This window comes from Agromyces sp. H66, from assembly GCF_004959775.1.
GTDB lineage: Bacteria > Actinomycetota > Actinomycetes > Actinomycetales > Microbacteriaceae > Agromyces.
Genome location: NZ_SJZG01000002.1, coordinates 334738 through 359820, shown reverse-complemented (window position 1 = coordinate 359820; position 25083 = coordinate 334738). Strand labels below are relative to the sequence as shown.

28 protein-coding genes are annotated in these 25083 nt (G+C 70.9%); 20 read left to right on the top strand and 8 right to left on the bottom strand.

The features are described 5' to 3' along the window. Both EZM51_RS04995 and EZM51_RS04990 read right to left on the bottom strand, forming a co-directional pair. Complete coding sequence (locus tag EZM51_RS04995) at positions 1 to 384, bottom strand: DUF4870 domain-containing protein (protein ID WP_136707135.1); 384 nt, start codon at positions 382 to 384, stop codon at positions 1 to 3. A gap of 116 nt (positions 385 to 500) precedes the next feature. Then, positions 501 to 926, bottom strand: coding sequence for a DUF4870 domain-containing protein (locus EZM51_RS04990; protein ID WP_136707134.1), 426 nt, complete (start codon positions 924 to 926; stop codon positions 501 to 503). 197 nt (positions 927 to 1123) lie between these two features. Here EZM51_RS04990 and hrcA point away from each other — a divergent pair, with 197 nt between their 5' ends. From hrcA to era, 8 genes are all read left to right on the top strand, one after another. Continuing rightward, positions 1124 to 2146 (top strand): heat-inducible transcriptional repressor HrcA, encoded by a 1023-nt coding sequence (hrcA, locus tag EZM51_RS04985; protein WP_136707133.1) that lies wholly within the window; start codon positions 1124 to 1126, stop codon positions 2144 to 2146. 54 nt (positions 2147 to 2200) lie between these two features. Further along, on the top strand, positions 2201 to 3298 hold the full coding sequence (gene dnaJ / locus EZM51_RS04980) for a molecular chaperone DnaJ (RefSeq protein ID WP_136707132.1): 1098 nt from the start codon (positions 2201 to 2203) through the stop codon (positions 3296 to 3298). Between the two features lie 33 nt (positions 3299 to 3331). Continuing rightward, positions 3332 to 4066 carry a 16S rRNA (uracil(1498)-N(3))-methyltransferase gene (locus EZM51_RS04975; protein WP_136707131.1) on the top strand — a complete coding sequence of 245 codons (735 nt, stop codon included), beginning with the start codon at positions 3332 to 3334 and terminating at the stop codon, positions 4064 to 4066. A 24-nt stretch (positions 4067 to 4090) separates the two neighbouring features. Continuing rightward, the gene (locus EZM51_RS04970; protein ID WP_136707130.1) at positions 4091 to 4450 is read left to right on the top strand and encodes an HIT domain-containing protein; all 360 of its coding nucleotides are present in this window, start codon (positions 4091 to 4093) and stop codon (positions 4448 to 4450) included. Positions 4451 to 4532: 82 nt separating this feature from the next. After that, positions 4533 to 5549, top strand: coding sequence for a PhoH family protein (locus EZM51_RS04965; protein WP_136707302.1), 1017 nt, complete (start codon positions 4533 to 4535; stop codon positions 5547 to 5549). Beyond that, entirely contained in the window at positions 5546 to 6007 is a 462-nt protein-coding gene (gene ybeY / locus EZM51_RS04960; RefSeq protein WP_136707129.1) for an rRNA maturation RNase YbeY, read from the top strand. Before EZM51_RS04965 ends, ybeY begins: the two co-directional genes overlap by 4 nt. Before the next feature lie 2 nt (positions 6008 to 6009). Next, positions 6010 to 7326: a hemolysin family protein gene (locus EZM51_RS04955; protein WP_136707128.1), complete on the top strand. Its 1317-nt coding sequence runs from the start codon at positions 6010 to 6012 to the stop codon at positions 7324 to 7326. Continuing rightward, a complete protein-coding gene (gene era, locus EZM51_RS04950; protein WP_136707127.1) occupies positions 7319 to 8212 on the top strand; it encodes a GTPase Era in 894 nt (297 codons plus the stop codon). The genes EZM51_RS04955 and era overlap by 8 nt, the downstream gene beginning before the upstream one ends. A 27-nt stretch (positions 8213 to 8239) precedes the next feature. Here the strand turns inward: era and EZM51_RS04945 are convergent, their stop codons facing one another. Then, positions 8240 to 8869: a hypothetical protein gene (locus tag EZM51_RS04945; RefSeq protein WP_136707126.1), complete on the bottom strand. Its 630-nt coding sequence runs from the start codon at positions 8867 to 8869 to the stop codon at positions 8240 to 8242. A gap of 149 nt (positions 8870 to 9018) precedes the next feature. On the opposite strand from EZM51_RS04945, the gene EZM51_RS04940 reads away from it, so the two are divergent. From EZM51_RS04940 to leuA, 5 genes are all read left to right on the top strand, one after another. Further along, entirely contained in the window at positions 9019 to 10218 is a 1200-nt protein-coding gene (locus EZM51_RS04940; RefSeq protein ID WP_211195815.1) for a histidine kinase, read from the top strand. Further along, complete coding sequence (locus tag EZM51_RS04935) at positions 10215 to 10886, top strand: response regulator transcription factor (RefSeq protein WP_136707125.1); 672 nt, start codon at positions 10215 to 10217, stop codon at positions 10884 to 10886. Before EZM51_RS04940 ends, EZM51_RS04935 begins: the two co-directional genes overlap by 4 nt. A gap of 110 nt (positions 10887 to 10996) precedes the next feature. Continuing rightward, positions 10997 to 11758: an ABC transporter ATP-binding protein gene (locus EZM51_RS04930; protein WP_136707124.1), complete on the top strand. Its 762-nt coding sequence runs from the start codon at positions 10997 to 10999 to the stop codon at positions 11756 to 11758. Continuing rightward, complete coding sequence (locus EZM51_RS04925) at positions 11755 to 13155, top strand: ABC transporter permease (protein ID WP_136707123.1); 1401 nt, start codon at positions 11755 to 11757, stop codon at positions 13153 to 13155. The genes EZM51_RS04930 and EZM51_RS04925 overlap by 4 nt, the downstream gene beginning before the upstream one ends. 195 nt (positions 13156 to 13350) lie before the next feature. Beyond that, entirely contained in the window at positions 13351 to 15126 is a 1776-nt protein-coding gene (gene leuA, locus EZM51_RS04920) for a 2-isopropylmalate synthase (protein ID WP_136707122.1), read from the top strand. Positions 15127 to 15189: 63 nt separating this feature from the next. Here the strand turns inward: leuA and EZM51_RS04915 are convergent, their stop codons facing one another. Both EZM51_RS04915 and EZM51_RS04910 read right to left on the bottom strand, forming a co-directional pair. Next, positions 15190 to 15849, bottom strand: coding sequence for a TRIC cation channel family protein (locus EZM51_RS04915; protein WP_136707121.1), 660 nt, complete (start codon positions 15847 to 15849; stop codon positions 15190 to 15192). Beyond that, complete coding sequence (locus EZM51_RS04910; RefSeq protein ID WP_136707120.1) at positions 15846 to 16634, bottom strand: SDR family oxidoreductase; 789 nt, start codon at positions 16632 to 16634, stop codon at positions 15846 to 15848. The genes EZM51_RS04915 and EZM51_RS04910 overlap by 4 nt, the downstream gene beginning before the upstream one ends. A gap of 80 nt (positions 16635 to 16714) precedes the next feature. On the opposite strand from EZM51_RS04910, the gene recO reads away from it, so the two are divergent. Then, positions 16715 to 17452 (top strand): DNA repair protein RecO, encoded by a 738-nt coding sequence (gene recO, locus EZM51_RS04905; protein ID WP_136707119.1) that lies wholly within the window; start codon positions 16715 to 16717, stop codon positions 17450 to 17452. Continuing rightward, positions 17449 to 18255, top strand: a complete 807-nt coding sequence (locus tag EZM51_RS04900; RefSeq protein WP_136707118.1) for an isoprenyl transferase — start codon at positions 17449 to 17451, stop codon at positions 18253 to 18255. The genes recO and EZM51_RS04900 overlap by 4 nt, the downstream gene beginning before the upstream one ends. 113 nt (positions 18256 to 18368) lie before the next feature. Here the strand turns inward: EZM51_RS04900 and EZM51_RS04895 are convergent, their stop codons facing one another. Continuing rightward, the gene (locus tag EZM51_RS04895; protein WP_136707117.1) at positions 18369 to 19280 is read right to left on the bottom strand and encodes a serine hydrolase; all 912 of its coding nucleotides are present in this window, start codon (positions 19278 to 19280) and stop codon (positions 18369 to 18371) included. Continuing rightward, on the bottom strand, positions 19270 to 20181 hold the full coding sequence (locus tag EZM51_RS04890; protein ID WP_169053795.1) for a LysR family transcriptional regulator: 912 nt from the start codon (positions 20179 to 20181) through the stop codon (positions 19270 to 19272). The genes EZM51_RS04895 and EZM51_RS04890 overlap by 11 nt, the downstream gene beginning before the upstream one ends. 73 nt (positions 20182 to 20254) lie before the next feature. On the opposite strand from EZM51_RS04890, the gene bla reads away from it, so the two are divergent. Genes bla through EZM51_RS20470 form a run of 3 tightly spaced genes read left to right on the top strand, consistent with a single transcriptional unit; the run spans position 20255 to position 22075 of the window. Further along, positions 20255 to 21193, top strand: a complete 939-nt coding sequence (gene bla, locus EZM51_RS04885) for a class A beta-lactamase (RefSeq protein ID WP_169053794.1) — start codon at positions 20255 to 20257, stop codon at positions 21191 to 21193. Positions 21194 to 21239: 46 nt separating this feature from the next. Further along, positions 21240 to 21905, top strand: a complete 666-nt coding sequence (locus tag EZM51_RS04880; RefSeq protein WP_136707114.1) for a DsbA family oxidoreductase — start codon at positions 21240 to 21242, stop codon at positions 21903 to 21905. Continuing rightward, on the top strand, positions 21902 to 22075 hold the full coding sequence (locus EZM51_RS20470; RefSeq protein WP_169053793.1) for a hypothetical protein: 174 nt from the start codon (positions 21902 to 21904) through the stop codon (positions 22073 to 22075). Before EZM51_RS04880 ends, EZM51_RS20470 begins: the two co-directional genes overlap by 4 nt. Here the strand turns inward: EZM51_RS20470 and EZM51_RS04875 are convergent. Further along, positions 22059 to 22541: a YbaK/EbsC family protein gene (locus EZM51_RS04875; RefSeq protein WP_136707113.1), complete on the bottom strand. Its 483-nt coding sequence runs from the start codon at positions 22539 to 22541 to the stop codon at positions 22059 to 22061. The genes EZM51_RS20470 and EZM51_RS04875 overlap by 17 nt on opposite strands. Positions 22542 to 22632: 91 nt before the next feature. On the opposite strand from EZM51_RS04875, the gene dusB reads away from it, so the two are divergent. Together dusB and EZM51_RS04865 are read left to right on the top strand one after the other, a co-directional pair. Next, positions 22633 to 23790 (top strand): tRNA dihydrouridine synthase DusB, encoded by a 1158-nt coding sequence (gene dusB / locus EZM51_RS04870; protein ID WP_136707112.1) that lies wholly within the window; start codon positions 22633 to 22635, stop codon positions 23788 to 23790. Continuing rightward, a complete protein-coding gene (locus EZM51_RS04865; protein WP_136707111.1) occupies positions 23762 to 25048 on the top strand; it encodes a deoxyguanosinetriphosphate triphosphohydrolase in 1287 nt (428 codons plus the stop codon). Before dusB ends, EZM51_RS04865 begins: the two co-directional genes overlap by 29 nt. Positions 25049 to 25083 lie beyond the last annotated feature (35 nt).

Genomic DNA, 25083 nt, shown 5'->3' with positions numbered 1-25083 from the left:
TCAGCTCACGAACTTGATCGAGAGCGGGTAGGTGTAGGGCTGGCCCTGGTTCGCCTTCACCGCAGCCATGATGCTGAAGATGATCACGATGACCCACACCGCGATCAGGATGAAGATGCCGATGATCACGAACGTCAGGATCGAACCGACCACGTAGGCGATCGTCATCGTGATCTGGAAGTTCAGCGCGGTCGCGGTGTGCGCCCGCACGAACGGGCCCTTGTCCTTCAGGATCAGGTAGCCGATGAGAGCCGGAATGAAGCCGAAGAAGATGCCGCCGATGTGGATCAGGGTCGACCACAGCTTCTCGTCGTTCGGGCTCAGCGCGGGGCTCTGCTGGTAGGGGTTCTGCGGCGGCGGGGGAGGCGTGGGCGTGTCGGACATGGGGTCTCCTCGTTCGGGCTCGTCGTCGTGGCGAGACTCGTGCTCTTTCATGCTGGCACAGCAACGCCCGCCGCGGGAGTAGGACGCTCCTGCGGCGGGCGAAACTTGCGTCCGGGTTACTTGATGAGGCGGATGGCGAACGGGTACCGGTAGTGCGCGCCGTCCTTCGCCTTGAGGAAGGCGATGATCGAGAAGACCACGCCGAGGATCCAGATCGCCCAGGTGAGCAGCGACAGCACGCTGCCCAGGCCGAATGTGACGACGGTGATGATCGCCGTGAGGATCCACACCGCGACGTACCCGAAGATCAGCGTGATCTGGAAGTTCAGCGCCTCCTTGCCCTCGGTGTTCGTGAACGTGCCGCGGTCCTTGAACACGAGCCAGATGATCAGCGCGGGCAGGAATCCGAGGATGCCGCCGAGGTGGGCGAACGAGCCCCACTGGATGTCCTGCTCGGGCGAAAGCGGCCCGGCCGCCACGGGCTGCTGCGGGGGCGGCGTGGCCGCGTTGGGTTCGGACGACGGGATGTTGGGGTCGGTCATCAGGTGCCTTTCACAGGGGTACACGGTGAACCGCGCCGGTGCGAGGGGGACGTTCGCGGCCGTCGTGCGCGGGAGTACCCATACGGTATCGTCGCGCCACGGCGCTGGCAACGACCACTTTGCGGGGTCTCGTGCGGCGTGTCGCGATAGTATTAGCACTCAGATACACGGAGTGCTAAGGAGTGGAAGCGAGGACCATGGTCTCCGAACGCAGTCTCGCCGTGCTCCGGGCGATCGTGCAGGATTACGTCGCATCGCGGGAGCCCGTCGGTTCCAAGACGATCGTCGAGCGGCACGCCTTCGGCGTGTCCGCCGCCACCATCCGCAACGACATGGCGCTCCTCGAGGAGGAGGAGCTCATCGCCGCCCCGCACACCTCCTCCGGCCGCATCCCCACCGACAAGGGCTATCGGGTCTTCGTCGACCAGCTCACCGACATCCGCCCGCTGAGCCAGGCGCAACGCCAGGCCATCGAGACCTTCCTCGGGGAGTCGAGCGATCTCGACGAACTGCTCGCACGCACCGTGCGGCTCGTGTCGCAGCTCACGAAGCAGTTGGCCGTCGTGCAGTACCCGAGCTTCGCGAGCGCCCGCGTGCGGCACGTCGAGCTCGTCTCGATCGGGCCGACCAGGGTGCTGTGCATTCTCATCGCCGACTCCGGGCAGGTCGAGCAGCGCCTCGCCGAGGTCGAGCACCCCGTCGACGACGACACGCTCGCCGCGCTCCGGGTGCGCCTGAACGAGATCGCCGGCGGCCTCACGATGGCGGATGCCGCGGAGGCGCTCTCGGGCGAGATCGCCAGCGTCGACCGGCGCCACGCCCAGGTGCTGCACACGCTCGCCGCGACGCTCGCCGACGAGGCGCGCGCGCAGCGTCCCGACCGCCTCGTCGTCGCAGGTGCGGCGAACCTGGTGGCCACCGAGCAGGACTTCCCGGGTTCGATCCTCGGCGTCATCGAGGCGATCGAGGAGCAGGTCGTGCTGCTCCGGCTCTTCGGCGAGATGGCGACCGACGAGCACTCGGTGGTCGTGCGCATCGGGCGCGAGAACGCCCCGTTCGGCCTCGGCGAGACCTCCGTCGTCTCGAGCGCATTCGAGGTCCCGGGGCGCGACGTGTCGCGGCTCGGCATCGTGGGCCCCACCCGCATGGACTACTCCAACAGCATGGCGGCCGTGCGCGCCGTCGCCCGCTATCTCTCCCGCACGCTCGGCGAGAGCTGATCCGACGCCTGTCGTTCCGACCGGCATCCGGCAATCGAAAGGAATCGCCCCTCCGTGGCCGACCATTACGAGGTCCTCGGCGTCTCGCGCGACGCCACCCCAGACGAGATCAAGAAGGCGTACCGCCGCCTCGCCCGCGAACTCCACCCCGACGTCAACCCGGGCGCCGAGGCATCCGAACGCTTCAAGCAGGTCACGCACGCGTACGACGTGCTCAGCGACCCGAAGCAGCGCCAGCAGTACGACCTGGGCGGTCAGGGCGGTTTCGGCGGCCAGGGCTTCGGCGGCTTCGGCGACATCTTCGAGACGTTCTTCGGCGCCGGGCAGGCCAGCCGCGGGCCGCGGTCGCGCCGGGAACGCGGCCAGGACGCGCTGATCCGCGTCGAGGTCGGCCTCGACGAGGTGATCTTCGGCACGCACCGGGACATCGAGGTCGACACCGCCGTCGTGTGCGAGACGTGCCACGGCTCGTGCTGCCAGCCGGGCACGTCGCCGGTCACGTGCGACATCTGCGGCGGCACGGGCTCGATCCAGCGTTCGGTGCGGTCGCTGCTCGGCAACGTCATGACGTCGAGCCCATGCGGCACCTGCCGCGGATACGGCACGATCATCGCGACCCCGTGCGTCACCTGCCAGGGCCAGGGCCGCGTGCGGGCGCGCCGCACCGTCCCCGTCGACATCCCCGCCGGCGTCGACACGGGTGTGCGGCTGCAGATGCCGGGTTCCGGCGAGGCGGGTCCGGCCGGCGGTCCGAACGGCGACCTCTATCTCGAGATCAAGGTTCGCAACCACGAGGTGTTCAGCCGCAACGGCGATGACCTGCTCTGCACCCTCGAGGTCGCGATGACCGATGCGATCCTCGGCACGACCACGACCGTGCACGCGCTCGACGGCGACGTCGACGTCGAGCTCAGGCCGGGCCTGCAGAGCGGCGAGATCCTCACCGTCAAGGACCGCGGGGTCACCAGGCTCCGCGGGGCAGGCCGTGGCGACCTGAAGATCGGCGTGCAGGTCGTGACGCCCACCAAGCTCTCGTCGAAGGAGCGCGACCTCATCCAGCAGTTCGCGTCCTCGAAGAAGCCGGCTGCGCCGCAGCTCAGCCACTTCCAGCAGGGGCTGTTCGCGCGGCTCCGAGACCGATTCCTCGGCTGAGCGTTCGGACACCGGGAACCAGGGGATGTCGCGATGAGCCATCTGTACCTCGACGAGTCGCTCGACCTGTCCCGCATCGCGCCGGGCGACTCGGTCGAGCTCACCGGCGACGAGGCGCGGCATGCCGTCACCGTGTCGCGGGTGCGCCCCGGCGAGCGCCTCGCGATCGGCGACGGCCGCGGCACCGTGGTGCACGGCGTCGTGTCGTCGACGGGGGCGCGCGAGCTCGTGCTCGAGGCGGCCGAGGTCGTCGTCGAGGAGGCGCCCACGCCGCGCATCACGCTCGTGCAGGCCCTGGCGAAGGGCGACCGTGACGAGCTCGCGGTGCAGGCGGCGACCGAGCTCGGCGTCGACGCCGTGGTGCCCTGGGCCGCGTCGCGGTCGGTCTCGCGCTGGGAGGGGCCGAAGGCCGAGAAGGGCCGGCAGCGCTGGGCCGCCATCGTGCGCGAGGCCGTCAAGCAGTCGATCCGCTCGCGACTTCCCGAGGTCGCACCGGTCACCGCGACGGCCGAGCTGCCCACCAGGCTTGGCGACGCGCGCGTGCTCGTGCTCGAGCCGACCGCGGCGGCGGCGCTCACCGACCTGCGACCCGACGGCCGCGACCTCGCCCTCGTCGTGGGGCCCGAGGGCGGCATCGCGCCCGCCGAGCTGGAACGCCTCGTCGCGGCCGGGGCCGAACCGGTGCGGCTCGGGGCATCCGTGCTGCGCACCTCCACCGCGGGGCCGGCGGCGATCGCCGTGCTCAACGTCGCGCTCGGGCGGTGGTGAGGCATCCGTCGCTACGATGGGAGGATGACCGCATCCGGTGCCGAGCCGACCCTCTTCGAACGCATCGCCGCGCGCGAGATCCCCGCGCGGATCGTCGCCGAGACCGACCGGGTGATCGCGTTCCACGACATCGCTCCCAAGGCCCCGGTGCACGTCATCGTCACACCCAAGCGCGGTGACTACCGCGACGTGGTCGAACTCGCGTCGGCCGACCCCGCGCTGCTCGCGGAGCTCGTCGACGTGGCGAACGGCATCGCCGCCGACCTCGCCGACGGCGACTTCCGCCTCATCTTCAACACGGGTCCGGGCGGGGGCCAGACCGTGTTCCACGTGCACGCCCACGTCCTCGCGGGCGGCCTCGAGGAGGCATCGCTTGCCGGCTGATCCGCAGGGTCCAGAGGCCGACGCCGCCGCACCGCGGCCAGTCCGCGACGACGAGGAACGGCTCCGCATCGACGGCATCGCCATGGTGCGGCTCCTCGGGCCGCAGGATCGGCTGCTCTCGTCGATCCAGCGCGAGTACCCCGACATCGAGGTGCACGTGCGCGGCAACGAGATCGCCATCCGCGGCGAGACCGAGGAGCGCCTGCGCGTGCGCCGCCTCATCGAAGAACTCCTGGAGCTCGTGCGCAGCGGCCAGGACCCGACACCCACCGAAGTGAGGAGCTCCGCCCGGATGCTCGATGCCGATCCGAACGCCAAACCGAGCGAGATGCTCGGACAGGTCATCGTCTCCGCCCGCGGCAAGACGATCCGGCCGAAGACCGAGGGCCAGCGGCAGTACGTCGACGCGATCGACGAGAACACCATCGTCTTCGGTATCGGCCCGGCCGGAACGGGCAAGACCTACCTCGCCATGGCGAAGGCCGTGCAGGCGCTGCAGCGCAAGGAGGTGAACCGCATCATCCTCACCCGGCCGGCCGTCGAGGCGGGGGAGCGGCTCGGCTTCCTGCCCGGAACGCTCACCGAGAAGATCGATCCGTACCTGCGTCCGCTCTACGACGCCCTGAACGAGATGATGGACCCCGAGCTGGTGCCGAAGCTCCTCGCCTCGGGCACCGTCGAGGTCGCACCTCTCGCCTACATGCGCGGCCGAACACTCAACGACTCGTTCGTCGTGCTCGACGAGGCCCAGAACACGACGCCAGAGCAGATGAAGATGTTCCTCACGCGACTCGGGTTCGGCTCGAAGATGGTCGTGACCGGCGACATCACGCAGATCGACCTGCCGGGCGGCTCGAGCGGCCTGCGCATCGTGACCCGCATCCTCGAGAACATCGACGACATCCACTTCGCGCGTCTCACGAGCGACGACGTGGTGCGCCACACGCTCGTCAGCCGCATCGTCGACGCGTACACCGAGTTCGACCAGCGATCGCAGGCGCAGCGCTTCGAGCGCGAACAGGCGCGCGAGTTCGCGAACCGGGCCGAGCGCCGGGGCAACGCGCCCCGCGACCACCTGCCGCGGAAGGGCAAGTCGTGAGCATCGAGGTCAACAACGAGTCCGGCATCGAGGTCGACGAGGCCGCGCTCCAGCGACTCGCGGTCTACGTGCTCGATGCCATGCACGTGCACCCCGACGCGGAGCTCGCGATCGTGCTCGTCGACGAGGGTGCGATGGAGCAGCTGCACGTGCAGTGGATGGACGAGCCCGGGCCGACCGATGTGCTGAGCTTCCCCATGGACGAGCTCCGGCCAGGCACAGAGGACCAGCCCGCCCCGCCGGGGCTGCTCGGCGACATCGTGCTGTGCCCGCAGGTCGCCGAGGCGCAGGCGAAGACGGCGGGGCATCCGCTCTCCGACGAGCTGCTGCTGCTCACGACGCACGGCCTCCTGCACCTGCTGGGATTCGATCACGCCGAGCCGGCCGAGGAGAAGGAGATGTTCGGCATCCAGCGCGACCTCCTCGTGGGCTTCACGATGCAGGAGCGGCGTCGCTGACCATGCAGCCCTGGCTCTTCATCGGAGCGGCCATCGTGCTCGTCGCGTTCGGCGGCCTCATGGCGGCCGTGGACTCGGCGATCGGCGCGAGCTCGCGAGCGGATGTCACCGAGCTCGCGATCGCATCGCGTGCGCGTCGCTCGCTCCTCGCGATCGCCGACGACGCGGGCGCGCACGTGAACGCCGTGAACTTCATGCGCATCATCGCCGAGACGACGGCGGCGGTGCTCGTCACGCTCGCGTTCGCGACGTTCGTCGACAACGTGTGGCTCGTGCTGCTGTACTCGGCGCTCATCATGACGGCGGTCTCGTTCGTGCTCGTGGGCGCGAGTCCGCGCAGCGTCGGGCGCGCACATCCGGCGACGGTGCTCCGGCTGACCGCCCCGCTGGTGCATTTCCTGCGCGTGCTGCTCGGTCCGCTCGCGAACGCCCTCGTGTCGCTCGGCAACCGCGTGACGCCGGGCCGCATCCGGTTCGCCGGCGTGTCGAGCGAGGAGCAGCTGCTCAGCATGGTCGACGAGGCGACCGAGCTGGAGGTGCTCGAGGAGGGCGACCGCGAGCTCATCCACTCGATCTTCGAGTTCAACGACACGGTGGTGCGCGAGGTGATGGTGCCACGCACCGACATGATCACGATCGATGCCACGGCGCACCTCGCGCAGGCGATGGCGCTCTTCCTGAAGGCGGGCTTCTCGCGCATCCCGGTGATCGCGAAGGACGCCGACGACGTGACCGGCATCCTGTACCTCCGCGACCTCGCGCGGCTGAGCTTCGAGCGGCCGCTCGACGCCGAGGCGCTCACCGTCGGCGAACTCGCGCGTCCGGCCCTGTTCGTGCCCGATTCGATGAAGGCCGACGCGCTGCTGCGCCAGATGCAGCTCGAGTCGAACCACCTCGCGATGGTGGTCGACGAGTACGGCGGCATCGCCGGTCTCGCGACCCTCGAGGACCTCATCGAAGAGCTCGTCGGCGACATCTCCGACGAGTACGACCGGGAGGCGGCGCAGGTGGAAGAGCTCGGCGACGGCCGGTACCGCGTCAACGCGCGCCTGCCGATCGACGAGCTCGGCGAGTTGTTCGGGCTCGACCTCGAGGACGAGGACGTCGATTCCGCGGGCGGGCTGCTCGCCAAGGAGCTCGGCCACCTACCGCTTCCCGGCGAGCGCGTGACCGTGTCGGGGCTGATCCTCGAGGCCGAACGCACCGAGGGGCGCCGCAAGCGCATCGCGACGATCCTCGTCGAACGCGACCAGGCGCTCATCGACGCGCAGTCGGCGTTCGACACGGGCGAGCTCGAAGGAAGGAACCACCGTGGCTGAGTACCGTGCCGGGTTCGTCTCGATCGTCGGGCGGCCGAACGTCGGCAAGTCGACCCTCACCAATGCCCTCGTCGGCGAGAAGGTCGCGATCACGAGCTCGAAGCCGCAGACGACGCGCCGCGCCATCCGGGGCATCGTGCACCGCGAGCACGGGCAGCTCATCCTCGTCGACACCCCGGGGCTGCACCGGCCGCGGACCCTCCTCGGCGAGCGTCTGAACACGCTCGTGCAGTCGACCCTCGGCGACGTCGACGTCATCGCGTTCTGCGTGCCCGCGAACGAGGCCATCGGACCGGGCGACCGCTTCATCAACGAGCAGCTCGACCAGTATCCGCGCGCCCGGAAGGTGGCGATCGTCACCAAGACGGATGCCGCGGCGAAATCGAAGGTGGCCGAGCAGTTGCTGGCCGTCTCCGAGCTCCGGGAGTGGGACGCGATCATCCCCGTGTCGGCGCCGAGGGGCGAGCAGCTCGACGTCCTCGTCGACGAGCTCCTGAAGCTCATGCCCGTGTCGGAGCATCCGCTCTACCCGGCCGAGGCCCGCACCGACGAGGACACCGCCGAGCGCATCGCGGAGTTCGTGCGGGAGGCCGCGCTCGAGGGCGTCTCCGACGAGCTGCCGCACTCGATCGCCGTGACCGTCGACGACATGATCGAGCGGGAGGACAAGGACCTCCTCGAGATCTACGCGAACGTCTTCGTCGAGCGCGACAGCCAGAAGGGCATCATCATCGGCAAGGGCGGGCAACGCCTGCGCGAGGTGGGCGCCACGGCGCGCGCCCAGATCGAGGCGCTCCTCGGCCGCAAGGTCTACCTCGCCCTGCACGTGAAGGTCGCGAAGGACTGGCAGCGCGACCCGAAGCAGCTCGGCCGGCTCGGGTTCTGACGCCGCGCGCGCTGACGCCCGCGCGTGTCATCCGGCGTCGACGGGCTTCAGGCTCGGGATCACGACGACGGCATCGTCCCCGTAGCGCTCGTCGAGCTGCGCCTGCAGGCTGCCGTCGTCGTACATCACCTCGACGACGACGCGTCCGTTCACGAACACCGTCGCCAGGACGCCCGGCATGACGTCCTCGAGTTCGGCCTGCACGACCGTCGCCTCGGACTCGGGAAGGGCCCCCGGCGGGAGCGAGTCGTCCCACGGGTTCGGCGCGTCGGGGTCGACCATCGGGTCGTACAGCGCGGCGAGCACGGGCTCCCGGGTGATCGTGAAGGTCTCGCCGTTCCAGTCGCCCCACACGGCGTAGGCGCCCCAGGTCACGTTCGAAGCGGTCTCCTCGCCCTCCACGGCGTCCCAGTCCCAGCCGATGACCTCGGGTCCGCCGCACTGCGGCGGGTACGACTCCGCGATCGGGCCGAGGCAGAGCTCGGGCGTGCCGTCCTTCTCGAGCACGGTGCCGACCGCCGTCGCCTCGGCGGGGAGGGCGGGCGGCGTGGGAGCCCAGTCCCCGTCCGTCGCACCGCCGCCCTGACCGGCGCAGCCGGCCAGCATCAACAGGGCGGATGTCGCGAGCAGCGCGCCCGTGGTCTTCGTGCCTCTCACCTGTGCCTCCGATGCCATTCTGCGGGCCGCAGCTTCGATCTGCGACCCAACGTTTCGTGCGCGTCGATCGTCTGCGCCGGCGTACGACCGGAGGATGATTCCGCACGTTCGGGGCCGAGTGTCCGGGCCGCACGGCGTACGGTGGATCGGTGCACACCTCCCCGAGCCGCGGCATGATCACGACCGACATCGTGCTCGCGGTGCTCTTCGGGCTCGTCTGCCTGCCGTTCGCGCTGCTCGGCAACGTCGCCGACCTGGTGGCACTGGTGGCATTCGCCGGCGCGCTCGCGGTGCGGCGGCGTTCGCCCGCGCTCTCGCTCGGCATCGCCTGGGCGGCAGCCGTCGTGCAGATGGCCGCGTTGCGGGACCTGCAGCTCTACGACCTGGCCGTGCTCGGCGTGCTCTACACCACGGCGGCGCGGGGCGATCAGGTCGTGAAATGGCTCGGTCTGGCGTCGGCCGGTTTCGGTGCGGTCGTCGCGACCGTCTACCTCGGCGTGGTGAAGCCGCTGCTCGACGGTGCGGCGCTCCTCGGCAGCACGAGCACCGCGGTCGGGACCACGATCGGGCTCGGGCTCCTCTTCGTCGCGTCGATCGCCGTGCTGGTGCTCGCGTGGACGGCAGGGCTCCTCGTGCGGTCGGTGCGCGACTCGCGCGACATCCGACGCCGCGAGGAACTCGCGAATCGCGAACGATCGCTCGCGGAGTACCGGTACGTCGTGGAGCAGGAGCGCAATCGCATCGCACGGGACATGCACGACGTCGTCGCCCACTCGCTGGCCGTGGTCATCGCCCAGGCCGACGGATCGAGGTTCGCCGCCCGCACCCGACCCGAGGCCGCCGTCGAGGCGCTCGACACGATCGCGGGCGTCGCGCGCGGTGCGCTCGGCGACGTCCGGCTCCTGCTCGCCGAGCTCCGCCACCACGAGGGCGACGCGCCGCAGCCGGTGCTCGAGGATCTCGGCGAGCTCATCGAGCGCGTCCGCTCGGCGGGCCTCGACGTGCGTTTCACGGAGTCGGGTGGGCGACGGCCACTCGGCACCGGGCACGAGATCGCCGTGTACCGCATCGTGCAGGAGGGACTGACGAACGCCCTGCGGCACGGCGACACGTCGGCGCCGGTCGACCTCCGCCTCGAGTGGCACGACACGGGCGTCGACCTCGCGATCGTGAACGCGCTGCGACCGGATGTCGCGGCCGGCGACTCGGCGTCGGCGTTCCGGCACGGCATCCCCGGCATGCAGGAGCGCGCGCAGCTCGCGGGCGGCTCGCTTCGCGCCGAGGCGGGCGACGACGGGATGTTCCGCCTGTCCGCCAGGATCCCGGCCCAGCCGGCGAGGCCCGCATGACCGGCATCCGCGTCGCCCTCGTCGACGACCAGGCGCTGTTCCGTGCCGGCGTCCGCATGCTCGTCGAGTCGCAGCCCGACCTCGAGGTCGCGGGGGAGGCGGGCGACGGCGTCGCGGCGATCGCCCTCGCCGCCCGTTCCCGACCCGACGTCATGCTCATGGACGTGCGGATGCCGCTCCTCGACGGCATCGCCGCGACCGAGCGGATCCTCGCCGACGCCGACGCGGAGGGTCGCACGCCGCCGCGCATCCTCGTGCTCACGACGTTCGACCTCGACGAGAACGCGGCCCGGGCGATCCGGGCGGGCGCGAGCGGGTTCGTGCTGAAGGACGCCGACCCCGAGTTCCTGCTCGCCGCGATCCGCACCGTGCACCAGGGCAACCAGGTCATCGCCGCCGCCGCGACGCGTGAGCTGTTCGCGCACGTCGGTCGCGGGAGCGGCCTGCGCCCGGCACCCGCCGCCTGGTCCGAGTTGACGCCGCGTGAGCGCGAGATCTTCGGGCTCGCGGCGCGCGGCCTCTCGAACTCCGAGATCGCGGCATCCGAGTTCCTGTCGGAGGCGACGGTGAAGACGCACGTCAGCCGAATCCTCGCGAAGCTGTCGCTGCGCGATCGCGTGCAGCTCGTCGTGTTCGCCTATGAGCACGACCTCGGCGACGGCTCCTGAGCCCGTCGGTCCCTGAGCCTGTCGAAGGGCGTCGGGTCATCCTCGAGGATGACCCGAGACCAGACCGCGGCCGGATGCCACGCACCCGCGCCCGCCGTAGCGTCGAACCCATGCAGATCCAACCATCCGACCTCGGACTCATCGCACGCGTCACCGACCTCGGCAAGCGCTACGGACACGGCTCGGGCGCGGTCACCGCGCTGGACGGCGTCTCGCTCGGCCTCCGCCGAGGAGAGTTCACGGCCATCATGGGTCCGTCGGGCTCGGGGAAGTCGACGCTCATGCACATCATGGCGGGGCTCGACTCGCCGACCGCCGGGCGCGTCTGGCTCGGCGACACCGACATCACCGAGCTCTCGGACTTCGCGCTCACGGTGCTCCGCCGCCGCCGCGTCGGCTTCGTCTTCCAGGCGTTCAACCTCGTGCCGACGCTCGACGTCGAAGGCAACGTCCTGCTGCCGTTCGAGCTCGACGGCCGCCGGCCCAGCCGCGACGAGCAGGTTTGGATCGACGAGCTCATCGAGACCCTGGGACTCGGCGCACGTCTTCGGCACCGGCCGCACGAGCTCTCGGGCGGACAGCAGCAGCGCGCCGCCATCGCTCGGGCGCTCGCGACCAGGCCCGACCTCGTCTTCGCCGACGAGCCGACCGGCAACCTCGACTCCCGCACCGGACGCGAGGTGCTCGGGCTCCTCGCGGGCGCGAGCGCGGGCTACGGGCAGTCGATCGCGATGGTGACGCACGACCCGGTGGCCGCGAGCCACGCCGACCGCATCCTCTTCCTCGCCGACGGCCGCATCGTGCGCGACGCACCGCGGTCGACGGCCGAGGAGATCTCGTCGTACATGCTCTCGATGGAGGTCGCGGCGTGAGGCGCTCACGGTTCGCCGACCAGTGGCCCACCCTGCTCGTCGCGGCGCTCGCCGGCACGTTCGGCGTGGCGCTGCTGCACGTCACCGGCCTCCTCGCCGCGGCCATCGCGGCCGACGAGGTGACGGGGGAGAGCGACACGGTCGCCCTCATGCTCGGCATCGTCGCGACGGTGTTCATCGTGATCGCCGTGTACGTCAGCGCGGTCGTGACCGCCAACACGGTGGCGACCGTGGTGGCGGGTCGAACCCGGCTCATCGCGCTCCTGCGCCTCATCGGCTCGACCGCCCGCGCGCAGCGGGCGCACATCGCGAAGGAGGGACTCGGCATCGGGCTCGCCGGTGCCGCGATCGGCGTCGTCGCGGGTACCGGGCTGGCGTTCGCGCTCGAGGAGATCGCCGTCGCGAACGACGTCATGCCGGCGACCGAGTACGACTACCTGAACGCCGCGGTCGTCCTCCCGGCCATCGCCGTCGTGATCACGACGTGGCTGGCGTCGTGGGTCGGCTCCCGACGCGTGCTGCGCGTGCGGCCGATCCAGGCGATCGGGAACTCCGCCGAGCCCGACCGCGAGGAGCTCGGACGCCGCCGCGTCCGCAACGCGAGCGCCGTCGTGCTGTTCGTGGCCGGCCTGGGCCTGCTCGTCGCGGGCGTGGTCTGGGGACTCACCGAGCCCTACGGCGTCCTCGTCGGCATGGCCGGCGGCATCCTCTCGTTCACCGGCATCGTGCTCGGCGCGCACGTGGTGATGCCGCCCGTGCTGCGCCTGGTCGGCCGTGCGCTCGGCGGCTCGCCGGCGGCACGCCTCGCGGCCGAGAACGCCGTGCGCCACCCGGAGCGCAGCTCTCGGATGACGATCGGGCTGGTCATCGGGGTGACCCTGGTCACCACCTTCGCGGTGACCATGGAGTCGTACCGCACGATGCTGCTCGAGGCGCAGCGCGTGCAGCCCGAGGTGTACCAGGGCATCGAGGAGATGCTCAACGTCACGATCGCGGTGTTCACCGTGCTCATCGGGTTCAGCGCCGTCATCGCCGCGATCGGCATGGTGAACACCCTCTCGCTCAGCGTCATGCAGCGCACCCGCGAGCTGGGCCTGCTCCGTGCTCTCGGGTTCGACCGGAGGCAACTGCGCCGCATGATCGTCGCCGAGAGCGCCGCGCTGACCCTCGCCGCCACCGTGACCGGCATCGTGCTCGGCTTCGGCTACGGGTGGGCGGGTGCCCAGTCGCTGCTCGGCGGCGTGCAGGGCGAGCCGGCGTTCGTGCTGCCCGGCATTCCGTGGGCCATGTTCGGCGGGCTCCTCCTCGCGGCGGGCCTGCTCACGCTCGTCGCGTCGATCGCACCCGCACGGCGCGCCATGCGGGTGGCCCCGGTGGTCGCGCTCGCGGTCGAGTGAGCGTCGGGCGGATGTCGCGTGGCCGCGGCATCCGCCCGTCCACGATTGCGCCGGCCCGCGAGGTCGGTGCTACCCTTGATCCGTGCTTCATGGCCTGCTTCTCCTTAGCTGCCGCAGCGAGTCCTAATCCAGGCCTCCCTCGCTGCGGAGTTCGTCGTCGGCTGAATCCATCCGTAGAGCGAGAAGAGCACCCCCATGAAGAACAGCCAGAAGCCGTCGCCGATGCCCGTGCATCGGTACCGCCCGTATCACGAGCAGTTCGCCGTCGACCTGCCCGATCGCACGTGGCCCGCCAAGCGCATCACGACCGCGCCGCGCTGGTGCGCCGTCGACCTGCGCGACGGGAACCAGGCCCTCATCGACCCGATGAGCCCCGAGCGCAAGCGCATCATGTTCGACATGCTCGTGCGCATGGGCTACAAGGAGATCGAGGTCGGCTTCCCGAGCGCCAGCCAGACCGACTTCGACTTCGTGCGCAGCCTCATCGAGGACGACGCGATCCCCGACGACGTCACCATCCAGGTGCTGACGCAGTCGCGCGACCACCTGATCGAGCGCACCTACGAGTCGATCCGCGGCGCCAGGCAGGCGATCGTGCACCTCTACAACTCGACGAGCATCCTCCAGCGCGACGTCGTGTTCCGCACCGACAAGCAGGGCGTGATCGACATCGCCCTGCACGGCGCCCGGAAGTGCCGCGAGCTGGAGGCGACGGTTCCCGGCACGACCGTGTACTACGAGTACTCGCCCGAGAGCTACACCGGCACCGAGCTCGAGTTCGCCGTCGACGTCTGCAACCAGGTGCTCGAGGTCTTCGAGCCGACGCCCGAGCGCAAGGTCATCGTCAACCTGCCGGCGACGGTCGAGATGGCGACGCCCAACGTCTACGCCGACTCCATCGAGTGGATGAGCCGCCACCTGAACCACCGCGAGAACGTCATCCTCTCGCTGCACCCCCACAACGACCGCGGCACCGCCGTCGCCGCCGCCGAACTCGGCTACCTGGCCGGCGCCGACCGCATCGAGGGGTGCCTGTTCGGCAACGGCGAGCGCACCGGCAACGTCGACCTCGTCGCCCTCGGCATCAACCTGTTCACGCAGGGCATCGACCCGCAGATCGACTTCTCCGACATCGACGAGGTCAAGCGCACCGCCGAGTACTGCAACCAGCTGCCGGTGCACGAGCGCAGCCCCTGGGCGGGCGACCTCGTCTACACGGCGTTCTCGGGCTCGCACCAGGACGCGATCAAGAAGGGCTTCGAGTCGATGGAGGCCGAGGCAGCGCGCCAGGGGGGCGACGTCGACGACCTCGAGTGGGCGGTGCCCTACCTGCCGGTCGACCCGAAGGACCTGGGCCGCAGCTACGAGGCCGTCATCCGCGTGAACTCGCAGTCGGGCAAGGGCGGCGTCGCGTACCTCCTGAAGACCGACCACGCGCTCGACCTGCCCCGACGCCTGCAGATCGAGTTCTCGGGCGTCGTGCAGGCCAAGACCGACGCCGAGGGCGGCGAGGTCTCGAGCGACGAGATCTGGCGCATCTTCAACGACGAGTACCTCCCGGCACCGCAGGACCGCCCCGACGAGAAGTGGGGCCGGTTCGAGCTGCTGTCGCTGCGCACCGAGAGCGACCTCACGGGCGACGTGCGGGTGCGCGTGGGCCTGCGCGACGGCGACGAACGGGTCGAGGCCGACGGATCGGGCAACGGCCCGGTCGCGGCGTTCCTCTCGGTGCTCGCCGCCGAAGGCGTCGACGTGCGGGTGCTGGACTACAGCGAGCACGCCCTCTCGGCCGGAGGCGACGCCCTCGCCGCGGCCTACGTGGAGTGCCAGGTCGGGGGCCGCACGCTCTGGGGCGTCGGCGTCGACGCCGACATCTCCACGGCGTCGCTCAAGGCGGTCGTCTCGGCCGTGAACCGGGCCCTGCGCGGCAGCCGTGTCGCCGAGCCCGAGCTCCAGGCGGCCGGCGTCTAGACACGACGAGCGGATGCCGCGCCACGGACTCGTGGCTGCGGCATCCGTTGTTCGTGGCCCGATTCAGGGACGGCGCCAGACGCGCCAGCTCGCGATCGCGCGTTGTTCGGGCAGGCTCCAGCCGTACCGCACCGACCCGAGGCGGATCGCGGTGGTCACGATGACGCACGTCGTCGCCGCGACGGTGATGTTCGCGCCGAGCGCGACGAGCACCACGATGAGCACGGTGCCGGCGGCGGCCGCCACGGCGTAGAGCGAGCCGACGTGCATGAGCGCGATCGGCAGGTTCAACGACACGTCGCGGAGGATGGATCCGCCGACGGCCGACACGACGCCCACGAACACGGCCGGAACCTCGGGCACCCCGTAGGCGAGCGCCTTCGTCGTGCCGATCGCGGCGAACAGGCCGATCGTGACCGCGTCGAGCGCGATGATGAGCGGGTTCAGGCGCGTGAACAGGCGCAGCAGCGCCATCCCGAGCAGCGCCGCCAGCGTCGCGACGACCAGGTACCAGTTGCTCTTCATGGCCGCCGGCAGCTGGTTGAGCAGGATGTCGCGGAGCAGGCCGCCACCGAGGCCGACGAGGATGCCGATGAGCGCGACGCCGAGCAGGTCGAGCCGGCGCTCCTTCAGTCGGCCGGCGAACATCGCGCCCTGCAGCGCGCCGACGGCCACCGCCGCGAGGTCGGCCCAGAGCGGGATCTCGAACGGCGCGAGCGTCATGCGTCGGTTGTACCACGCGGGTCGCGAGGCACCGGGATGTCGCCGCGAGACGCGAGGAAGTCCTCGAACGTGATGCGGCCGTACGGTTCGCCCGGCACGAGGTTCGCGCCGGAGGCGAACGCGGTGAAGCGCGACCCCGGCAGCCGGAACGGCAGCGTCGGACGGCGCGAGCCGTGCGCCGCGAGGTAGGCGCGCGCGAGATCGCGTGCGGTGCGGACCTCGGGGCCGCCGATGTCGGGCACCATGCCCGCGGCATCCGCATCCAGCAGTTCGACCCATCGTCGTGCCACGTCCTCGACGGCGATGGATTGGAAGGAGAACGCGGGCGCGAACACCACGGGGGAGAAGCGCTGCACCCGGAAGAGGAGCGCCACGAGGTCGTGGAACTGCGTGGCCCGGAGGATCGTCCATCGCAGTCGCGATTCCGCGACGAGCCGCTCGGACGCCCGCTTGCCCGCGTAGAAGCCCAGCGGGATGCGGTCGATGCCGACGATCGACTGGTACATGATGCGCGGGCGTCCCGTGCGCTCCGCGGCCCGGACGAGCGTGCGCGTGATCGCGGTGTCGTCGTGGAGGGTCGTCGCGAGGTGGAGCACGGCGCGCACGCCGTCGAGCGCGGCCTCGACGCCCTCGCCGGTCGCGAGGTCGCCGCGCAGCGTGCCCGGAGCGCCGCTCCGGCTCAGGACCCGCACGTCGTCGCCGCGGGCCGTGAGGGCGCGCACGACGGCACGGCCGAGGGTGCCGGTGCCGCCGGTCACGAGGATCGGCGCGGACGACGTGGTCACCCGACCATTCTGCCGTCCGATCCGGCCCGCTCGTGCGCGGGCGCGGCCGGAGCGACGGCGGACGGTGGGAGAATCGATGCGTGCCCGTGTACCGAGATGAAGCCGTCGTGCTGCGCACCCACAAGCTGGGCGAGGCCGACCGCATCGTCACGCTCCTCACCAGGCGGCACGGCAAGGTGCGCGCGGTCGCCAAGGGCGTGCGACGCACGGGCTCGAAGTTCGGGGCCAGGCTCGAGCCGTTCATGGTGGCCGACCTGCAGCTCTACGAGGGCCGCACCCTCGACGTGATCACGCAGGCCGAGTCGCTCGGCTCCTACGGCGCCGAGATCACGCAGGACTACGCGGCGTACACGGCCGCGAACGCCATGGTCGAGGCGGCCGACAAGCTCACCGAGGCCGAGGGATCGCTGCAGCAGTACCTGCTGCTCGTCGGCGCCCTGCGCTCCCTCGCCCGCGCCGAGCACGGTGCGAACCTCACCCTCGACTCCTACCTGTTGCGCGCGCTCGCCCTCGCCGGATGGGCTCCGAGCTTCCAGGACTGCGCGCGCTGCGGCACCGCGGGGGAGCACACCGCGGTCGTCGTGCAGCTCGGCGGCGTGGTGTGCGACGACGACGCCCCGCCCGGAACGCCGCGCATCGCCAAGTCGACCGTGGCCCTGCTCGGCTCCCTGCTCGCCGGCGACTGGGCGCACGCGGAGGCCGCGGCATCCGTCGACCGCAACCAGGCGAGCGGCATCGTCGCCGCGTACACCCAGTGGCACCTCGAGCGCGGACTCCGCTCGCTGCCGCACGTCTCCAGAGAAGCGACCACCACGTGACCCCGAAGCCCTACACGCACCGAGACGCCGTACCCTACAAGCCGATCGACTGGACGGGCCTGTACCCGCCCGAGCTCCCGAAGGGGTCCGTGCCCGACCACGTCGCGATCGTCATGGACGGCAACGGACGTTGGGCGAACCGCCGGGGCCTCACGCGCATCGAGGGGCACAAGGCGGGGGAGGCAGCGCTGCTCGACGTGGTCGCCGGCGCGGTGCAGATCGGCGTGAAGCACCTCTCGGTGTACGCGTTCTCGACCGAGAACTGGAAGCGCTCGCCCGAGGAGGTGCGCTTCCTCATGGGCTACAACCGCGACGTGCTGCACCGTCGGCGCGACCAGCTCAACGAGTGGGGCGTGCGCATCCGCTGGGCCGGACGCAAGCCGCGGCTGTGGCGCTCGGTCATCGACGAGCTGCAGTTCGCCGAGCGGCTCACGGCGGGCAACGACACCCTGACGCTAACGATGTGCGTCAACTACGGCGGACGGAACGAGATCACGGACGCCGTGCGGTCGATCGCCGACGACGTGGCATCCGGCCGACTCCGTCCGACCGCCGTGACCGAGAAGCTCATCGCCAGGCGGCTCTACGTGCCCGAGCTGCCTGATGTCGACCTGTTCGTGCGCAGCTCGGGGGAGCAGCGCACCTCGAACTTCCTGCTCTGGCAGTCGGCGTACGCCGAGATGGTCTTCCTCGACACGCTGTGGCCAGACTTCTCGCGGGTGGACCTCTGGCAGGCGATCGAGCTGTACGCGGGGCGCAACCGCCGGTTCGGTGGGGCGGTGGACGCGCCGACCGCGTCCTGACGCGGGACTCCGCGCTGCGCCCTCGGCTCCGCTGCTGGCGGCGGCCCGTACTCGCGAAGGCGGCCCGAGCTCGGGCCGCTCCGGCGAGCCAAGGCCGCCGCCGCCCGCCCGGATCAGCGCAGGGGGCCGGAGCCGCGCACGTGGTCGTGCAAGAGCCTCGCAGCATGGCCGAGCGCCTGCTCGGCACCCGGCTGGCGCTGTGCAGGAACCGACGACTCGCTCAGCACCGCGATAGCGAACATCCCGCCGTCGGCGTGCTCGACGACGCCGACCTCATGACGGAGATGCAGGAAGCTCCCGGTCTTCGAGAACCACGCCGCGTCATCGGACTCGAGATCGGGCGCGAGGCGCTGGCGCATGAGGTTCCATCCGAGCAGTCGACGCAGGGGCTCCCGTTCCGTTGCCAGCGCCTCATCGGTCCAGATGAGCTCGAGCAGGTCGACGATCGCTCGAGCGTTGCCCGCGTTCGCGCTCGTGACGTCGAGTTGGGGGATGAGGTGACCTCGGCCGTGGGTCGACGCCTGGATCGCCAGCGTCAGCGCCTGCGGCATCTCCTCAGGCGACAGCCGGCTCGCGAGGGTCTCGTGCAACTCGCGGATGGAGTGACGAACGGTGATCTCCGTGATACCGAGCTCCCGGAGCACCCGGGTGACCTCGGCCGGTGGGCACCGTGCGAAGAGGGCGTCGGCGGCCGTGTCGTCGCTCACGCACACGGCCATGTACAGCAGGTCGGCCACCGCGACGCTCGTCGGCTGGGTGAACCTGCAATACCCCGTGAGTCCCGGCGTTCGCGCGTCGGGGTCGAGCTCGACTCGTTCGGCCAGGTCGATCGCGCCGGTGGTCCCGGCCCGGAGCACTGCGAGCGCAAGCGGGAGCTTCACGACCGACGCGAGCGGGTAGGCCGCGTCGGCGTCGAGCGCGAGCTCATTGCCGTGCCGCAGGTCGCGGACGACGATCGAAGCGGACAGCCCGGCGTCGCCCAGCGTTCGCGAGGCGTCGCGAAGCACTGCGTGGTCAGTGCGCATGGGCGGATCTCCCTCGAGTCGTGCCGAGCAGGTCTGACAGCATCTCTCCGGCCGCGTCGGTGAATCGTCGCGCGAGCAGCGGGTCGCGTGACAAGAGTGCGTACCCGCGCACCACATGCAGGTCGCCGAGCGGATGCCACGCCAGTCCGAACGCATCCGCTTCGGCGCGCGTTGCGAGCACGAGGTCGTCGTCGGCCATCGCCCGCGCCATCGCGGCGACGAGCGACGGCGCGATGCGCAGGTGGCCTGGGGTGAGGCCCGCGCCGTTGCGGACCTGCTCGAGACGGTCTCGCACGTTGGGAACGTCGTCCTCGGGCTGGAGCCAGATGCGGCGCCGGTCGGCCGCACCGCGTCGTGGACGGAGCTCGGCGAGGAAGAACGGATGCTCCTGCGCTGCGCTGCGGTGCGTGAGGCGGGCGACGCCGAGGGGCGTCGCCCAGTGGGCACGGTCGGGTTCGACATGCTGGAGCACCATCTGCGCCCGACCGGTGACGAACCATTCGGAGCGCTCGGCCGGCGGGCCCTCGAGGAACTCGATCGTCATCGACGCGCCGGCGGCCGCGGCCGAGACGGCCGCGGCGACCCGGGGATGCACGCCGCGTGGAACCGCGATCGTGACCGGCAGCTGGTGCGACCGCACGGCGTCATCGACGAGCTCCTGCGCGGCGGTGACGAGCTTGACCGCGCTGGGCAGCACGCTGCGACCGAACGCGGTGAGCGCGACCCGGCGCGACGAACGTTCGAAGAGCCGCCCGCCGAGGTGATCTTCCAGTGCCGCGATGCGGCGACTTGCGACCGACTGCGTGATGCCCGCGACCGCGGCGCCTGCGGTGAAACTCTCGCGCTCGGCCACCGCGACGAACGCTTCGCATGCGGCCGCGAGGTCGAGGTGCCGTGCCATGAATGCGATTCTGGCATCGATGACGGCACTCCGTGCTTTGCGTGAATCACTGTCGGCTCGGGAGACTGCCCGCATGAACTCGTCGAAGCTGCACTCCAACCCCTCATCCACGATCTCTCGCCGGTCGCTCCTGGCCTTCGGAGGTCTGGCCGCCGCCGGTGCCGCGGTCGGCACGATCGCAGGGGACACCGCCTGGGCGACTCCCGCGGGGCGGTCCACCGTCGCCCCGGATCGGATGACGGCCGCTCTCGCCGAACTCGAGCGCGAGGCATCCGTTACGATCGGCGTCGTCGCGGTCGCTCATGGTTCGACGAACCCGTTCCGCTACCGCGCGGCGGACCGGTTCCCGATGTGCTCGCTGTTCAAGCCCCTCGCCGCCGCAGCACTCGTGCAGGCACGCGGTTACGACGAGGTGTACTGGAATACGCCGATCCCGTACACGAATGCCGACGTCGTCGTGGACTCGCTCGTCCTCGAATCGAAGCGGCCCCAGCGAGCGACCCCCGAGGAGCTCGCCGACGCCGCGCTCCGCTGGAGCGACAACACCGCGGGCAACCTGTTGCTCCGGGAGCTCGGCGGGCCCGCCGCGATCACGGCGTTCGCCGCGTCGCTGGGCGCGACCGACACCCGCCTCGACCGGTGGGAGCCCGAACTGAACGAGGCGGTGCCCGGCGATCTGCGCGACACGACCACACCCGACGACATCGCGCTGCTCTATTCCGCCCTCCTGCTCGACGACGCCGCGGGCATGCTCACGTCCGCTCGCCTGCGAGAGTGGATGCTGCGCAATCAGACCTCGAATGCCCGTATGCGCGCCGGGCTCGAGCCGCCGTACGAGCTCGCCGACAAGACCGGCGGAGGGGCCTACGGCGTCGTGAACGACGCGGGTGTGCTGTGGCGGCCCGGCGAGACCCCGCTCACGCTGGTGATCATGACCCGGACGGACCGTGCGGACGCCGTACGGAACAACGCCGTGGTCGCCGAGGCGACGCGGATCGTCGTCGGCGGCTGAGCACACAATCCGGAATAGGCGGTGTCGGACCGGAGTTGAGATCAGCGTGACGTCCCCCATCAAGATCGACATCTGGTCCGACATCGCCTGCCCGTGGTGCTACATCGGCAAGCGCCACCTCGAGGGCGGCCTCGCAGCACTCGGCGACGACGCGCCGGAGGTGGAGATCGAGTACCACTCGTTCGAGCTCGCGCCCGACACGCCCGTCGACTTCGAGGGGTCGGAGCTCGACTTCCTCGCCGGCCGCAAGGGCATTCCGGTCGAGCAGGCGCAGATGATGATCGATCGGGTCACCGGCATCGCCGCGCAGGCAGGGCTCGAGTACGACTACGACACCCTGCAGCACACCAAGACGCTGAAGGCCCACGAGCTGCTGCACTTCGCGAAGGCCCACGGGCGACAGCTCGAGCTGTCGGAGCGCCTGTTCCGCGCGTACTTCACCGAGGGCCGCCACCTCGGCCGCATCGACGAACTCGTCGCCCTCGCCGCCGAGGTCGGCCTCGACGCGGATGCCGCGCGCGAAGCGCTCGAGTCCGGACGCTACGGCGCCGCCGTGCAGGCCGACATCGCGCAGGCGGGCGCCTACGGCATCCAGGGCGTGCCGTTCTTCGTCTTCGAGGGCAAGTACGGCGTCTCGGGGGCGCAGCCCGCCGAAGTGTTCTCGCAGGTGCTCACGCAGGTCGCCGGCGAGCGCGACGGAGCGGCGGCATGAGCGACGCGACGACACCTCAGGTGACGGATGTCGCGAAGACGGATGCCGTGTCGCCGTCGCCGTTCACCATGGTGACCGGCGACCCCGCCGCGATGGTGTGCGAGGGCGACGTCTGCTACATCCCTGGCGCGACCGAGAGCGGGGCGGCTGAGGCTACTCGGGCTCGGTGATGTCGGCGACGGTCGCGTCGAACGCGCGGATCAGCGCGTCGGCGTCGACGAAGAGGCTCCGGCCGTGCTCGCCCGCGCCCATCGAGACGCGCCGGCCCGTGATCGTGGCGTCGGCGACGACCGGCCACGCGGTGGTCGAACCGAGCGGCGTGATGGTGCCGCGCTCGTAGCCGGTCGCGGCGAGGGCCAGCGAGGCATCCGGCAGTTGCAGCTTGTTGACGCCGAGCAGGGCACGGAGCTTCGGCCACGAGATCTTGCGGCCGCCCGGCACGAGCGCGAACACGTAGGTGTCGTCGCTCCTCTTGACGACCAGCGATTTCACGATGTCGGCGGGCGTGATGCCCATGATCTCGGCGGCCTCCTCGAGGCCGCGCGCGGCCGGCCGCTCGATGATCTCGATCTCGAGGCCGCGTGCCGCGGCATCCGCCCGCACCCGCTCCGCACCGGTCGGCGTGCTGTCGGTCATCTCGTCCTCCACAGGTCGTCCTCCCCGGAATCCTAGGCGCGTGCCGCCTCCACGGGCGACGTTGCCCGCTTCTCTGGGAGAATCGGAGGTGATGTCCTCCACCACCACGCTTCCTGCGGGCCCGCTGTCGATCGGCGGGCTCGTCGTCGACGTCCCCGTGGTGCTGGCCCCCATGGCCGGCATCACCAACACGGCTTTCCGGCGACTGTGCCGCGAGTTCGGCGCGGGCCTGTACGTGTCCGAGATGATCACGTCGCGCGCGCTCGTCGAGCGCACGCCCGAGTCGATGCGACTCATCACGCACCACGAGTCCGAGACGCCGCGGTCGATCCAGCTCTACGGCGTCGATCCGAAGACGGTGGCCGAGGCGGTCACGATGCTCGTCGCCGAAGACCGCGCCGACCACATCGACCTGAACTTCGGATGCCCCGTGCCCAAGGTCACCCGCAAGGGCGGGGGAGCGGCGCTGCCGTGGAAGAGCGGCCTCTTCCGCGACATCGTCGAGGGCGCCGTGCGCGCCGCCGGCGACATCCCGCTCACGGTGAAGATGCGCAAGGGCATCGACGCCGACCATCTCACCTACCTCGAGGCCGGGCGCATCGCCGAGGGGGCGGGCGTCGCGGCGGTCGCGCTGCACGCCCGCACGGCCGCCGAGTTCTACTCGGGCGAGGCCGACTGGTCGGCCATCGCGAAGCTGAAAGAGGCCGTCACGAGCGTGCCGGTGCTCGGCAACGGCGACATCTGGTCGGCCGACGACGCGCTGCGCATGGTGGCAGAGACCGGTTGCGACGGCGTGGTCGTGGGGCGCGGATGCCTCGGCCGCCCCTGGCTCTTCGGCGACCTCGCGGCGGGTTTCCGCGGCGAGGCGCGCAAGGCCGAGCCGACGCTCGGCGAGGTCGCGCGGACGTTCCGCCGCCACGCGGAGCTGCTGACCGAGTTCTTCGACAGCGAGGAACGCGGGTGCCGCGACATCCGCAAGCACGTGGCCTGGTACTTCAAGGGCTACCCGGTCGGCGGCGAGCTGCGGGCGAAGCTCGCCACCGTCGAATCGCTCGCGCAGCTCGACGACCTGCTCGGCACGCTCGACTGGTCGATGCCGTACCCCGGCGAGGGGGCCGAGGGCCCCCGCGGCCGCGCCGGCACCCCGAAGAACCCCGCACTCCCCGCCGGATGGCTCGATTCGCAGGAGCTCGTCGGCGGCGACCGCACCACCCTGGTCGATGCCGAGCTCGACACGAGCGGCGGCTGACGTGCGGGCGCGACTCTTCGGCGGCTACGGCGACGCCGACACCGAGCGCTGGCTGCCCGAAGAGCACACCTCGGGTCGCAGCGACTTCGCCCGCGACCGCGCGAGGCTGCTGCATTCGAGCGCGCTCCGTCGACTCGCGGCCAAGACGCAGGTGCTGAGCCCCACCGCCGGCCTCGACTTCGCCAGGAACCGCCTCACGCACTCGCTCGAGGTCGCGCAGGTCGGCCGCGAGCTCGCCGCGAGCCTCGGCCTCGACCCCGATGTCGTCGACACGGCGTGCCTCGCGCACGACCTCGGCCACCCGCCGTTCGGGCACAACGGCGAGAAGGCGCTCAACACCTGGGCCGCCGACGTCGGCGGCTTCGAGGGCAACGCGCAGACGTTGCGCATCCTCACCCGGCTCGAACCCAAGGTGTTCGGCCCCGACGGGCGGAGCTACGGCCTCAACCTCACGCGTGCGAGCCTCGACGCGAGCTGCAAGTACCCGTGGCCCGAGGCGACCAGCGTCGCCGACCCGAGCGGGCGGGCGAAGTTCGGCTTCTACCGCGACGACGTCGAGGTGTTCCGTTGGATGCGGCGCGGCGCTCCCGAGCGCCGGCTCTGCATCGAGGCGCAGGTCATGGACCTGTCCGACGACATCGCGTATTCGGTGCACGATTTCGAGGACGCCATCGTGAACGGCTACGTCGACGTCGCGGCGCTCGGCGCCCGCGTCGACCATGACGCGCTCGTCTCGTCGATGTACGAGTGGATCGGCGGCGCCATCGCGCACGACGAGCTCATCGCGGCCTTCGACCGGCTCGACTCGCTCGACGGATGGCTGGACTCCTGGAGCGGCAGCCGCCGCGAGCAGGCGCAGTTGAAGAACCTCACCAGCCAGCTCATCGGCCGGTTCGCGCACGCGGCCACGGATGCCACGCGCTCGGCGTTCCCGCTCGCGAGCCTCATCCGATTCGACGCCGACGTCGTCGTGCCGCGCGATATCCAGGCCGAGATCGCGGTGCTGAAGGGCATCGTCGCGGCGTTCGTGATGTCGAAGAACACCCGGCAGCCCATCTACGCGCAACAGCGGCAGGTGCTCACGTCGCTCGCCGATGTGCTGCACGACAGCGGCGAGCGGCACCTCGATCCGGGTTTCGCCGAGGACTGGCGCGCTGCCGGCGACCACGTCGCACGCAAGCGCGTGATCGTCGACCAGGTCGCGAGCCTCACCGACCAGTCCGCGCTCGCCTGGTACGAGCGGTTGGTGCAGCGATGATGCCCGGCCGCCGCCGCGCGAGCGCGAACTAGGAT

What these genes read in the sequence shown, in the direction of transcription:
- EZM51_RS04995 (WP_136707135.1), bottom strand. Translation starts at nt 384, where the DNA reads ATGTCCGACACGCCCACGCCTCCCCCGCCGCCGCAGAACCCCTACCAG.
- EZM51_RS04990 (WP_136707134.1), bottom strand. Translation starts at nt 926, where the DNA reads ATGACCGACCCCAACATCCCGTCGTCCGAACCCAACGCGGCCACGCCG.
- hrcA (WP_136707133.1), top strand. Translation starts at nt 1,124, where the DNA reads ATGGTCTCCGAACGCAGTCTCGCCGTGCTCCGGGCGATCGTGCAGGAT.
- EZM51_RS04975 (WP_136707131.1), top strand. Translation starts at nt 3,332, where the DNA reads ATGAGCCATCTGTACCTCGACGAGTCGCTCGACCTGTCCCGCATCGCG.
- EZM51_RS04970 (WP_136707130.1), top strand. Translation starts at nt 4,091, where the DNA reads ATGACCGCATCCGGTGCCGAGCCGACCCTCTTCGAACGCATCGCCGCG.
- EZM51_RS04965 (WP_136707302.1), top strand. Translation starts at nt 4,533, where the DNA reads ATGGTGCGGCTCCTCGGGCCGCAGGATCGGCTGCTCTCGTCGATCCAG.
- EZM51_RS04955 (WP_136707128.1), top strand. Translation starts at nt 6,010, where the DNA reads ATGCAGCCCTGGCTCTTCATCGGAGCGGCCATCGTGCTCGTCGCGTTC.
- EZM51_RS04935 (WP_136707125.1), top strand. Translation starts at nt 10,215, where the DNA reads ATGACCGGCATCCGCGTCGCCCTCGTCGACGACCAGGCGCTGTTCCGT.
- EZM51_RS04930 (WP_136707124.1), top strand. Translation starts at nt 10,997, where the DNA reads ATGCAGATCCAACCATCCGACCTCGGACTCATCGCACGCGTCACCGAC.
- leuA (WP_136707122.1), top strand. Translation starts at nt 13,351, where the DNA reads ATGAAGAACAGCCAGAAGCCGTCGCCGATGCCCGTGCATCGGTACCGC.
- EZM51_RS04915 (WP_136707121.1), bottom strand. Translation starts at nt 15,849, where the DNA reads ATGACGCTCGCGCCGTTCGAGATCCCGCTCTGGGCCGACCTCGCGGCG.
- EZM51_RS04895 (WP_136707117.1), bottom strand. Translation starts at nt 19,280, where the DNA reads ATGCGCACTGACCACGCAGTGCTTCGCGACGCCTCGCGAACGCTGGGC.
- EZM51_RS04890 (WP_169053795.1), bottom strand. Translation starts at nt 20,181, where the DNA reads ATGGCACGGCACCTCGACCTCGCGGCCGCATGCGAAGCGTTCGTCGCG.
- bla (WP_169053794.1), top strand. Translation starts at nt 20,255, where the DNA reads ATGAACTCGTCGAAGCTGCACTCCAACCCCTCATCCACGATCTCTCGC.
- EZM51_RS20470 (WP_169053793.1), top strand. Translation starts at nt 21,902, where the DNA reads ATGAGCGACGCGACGACACCTCAGGTGACGGATGTCGCGAAGACGGAT.
- EZM51_RS04875 (WP_136707113.1), bottom strand. Translation starts at nt 22,541, where the DNA reads ATGACCGACAGCACGCCGACCGGTGCGGAGCGGGTGCGGGCGGATGCC.
- dusB (WP_136707112.1), top strand. Translation starts at nt 22,633, where the DNA reads ATGTCCTCCACCACCACGCTTCCTGCGGGCCCGCTGTCGATCGGCGGG.
- EZM51_RS04865 (WP_136707111.1), top strand. Translation starts at nt 23,762, where the DNA reads ATGCCGAGCTCGACACGAGCGGCGGCTGACGTGCGGGCGCGACTCTTC.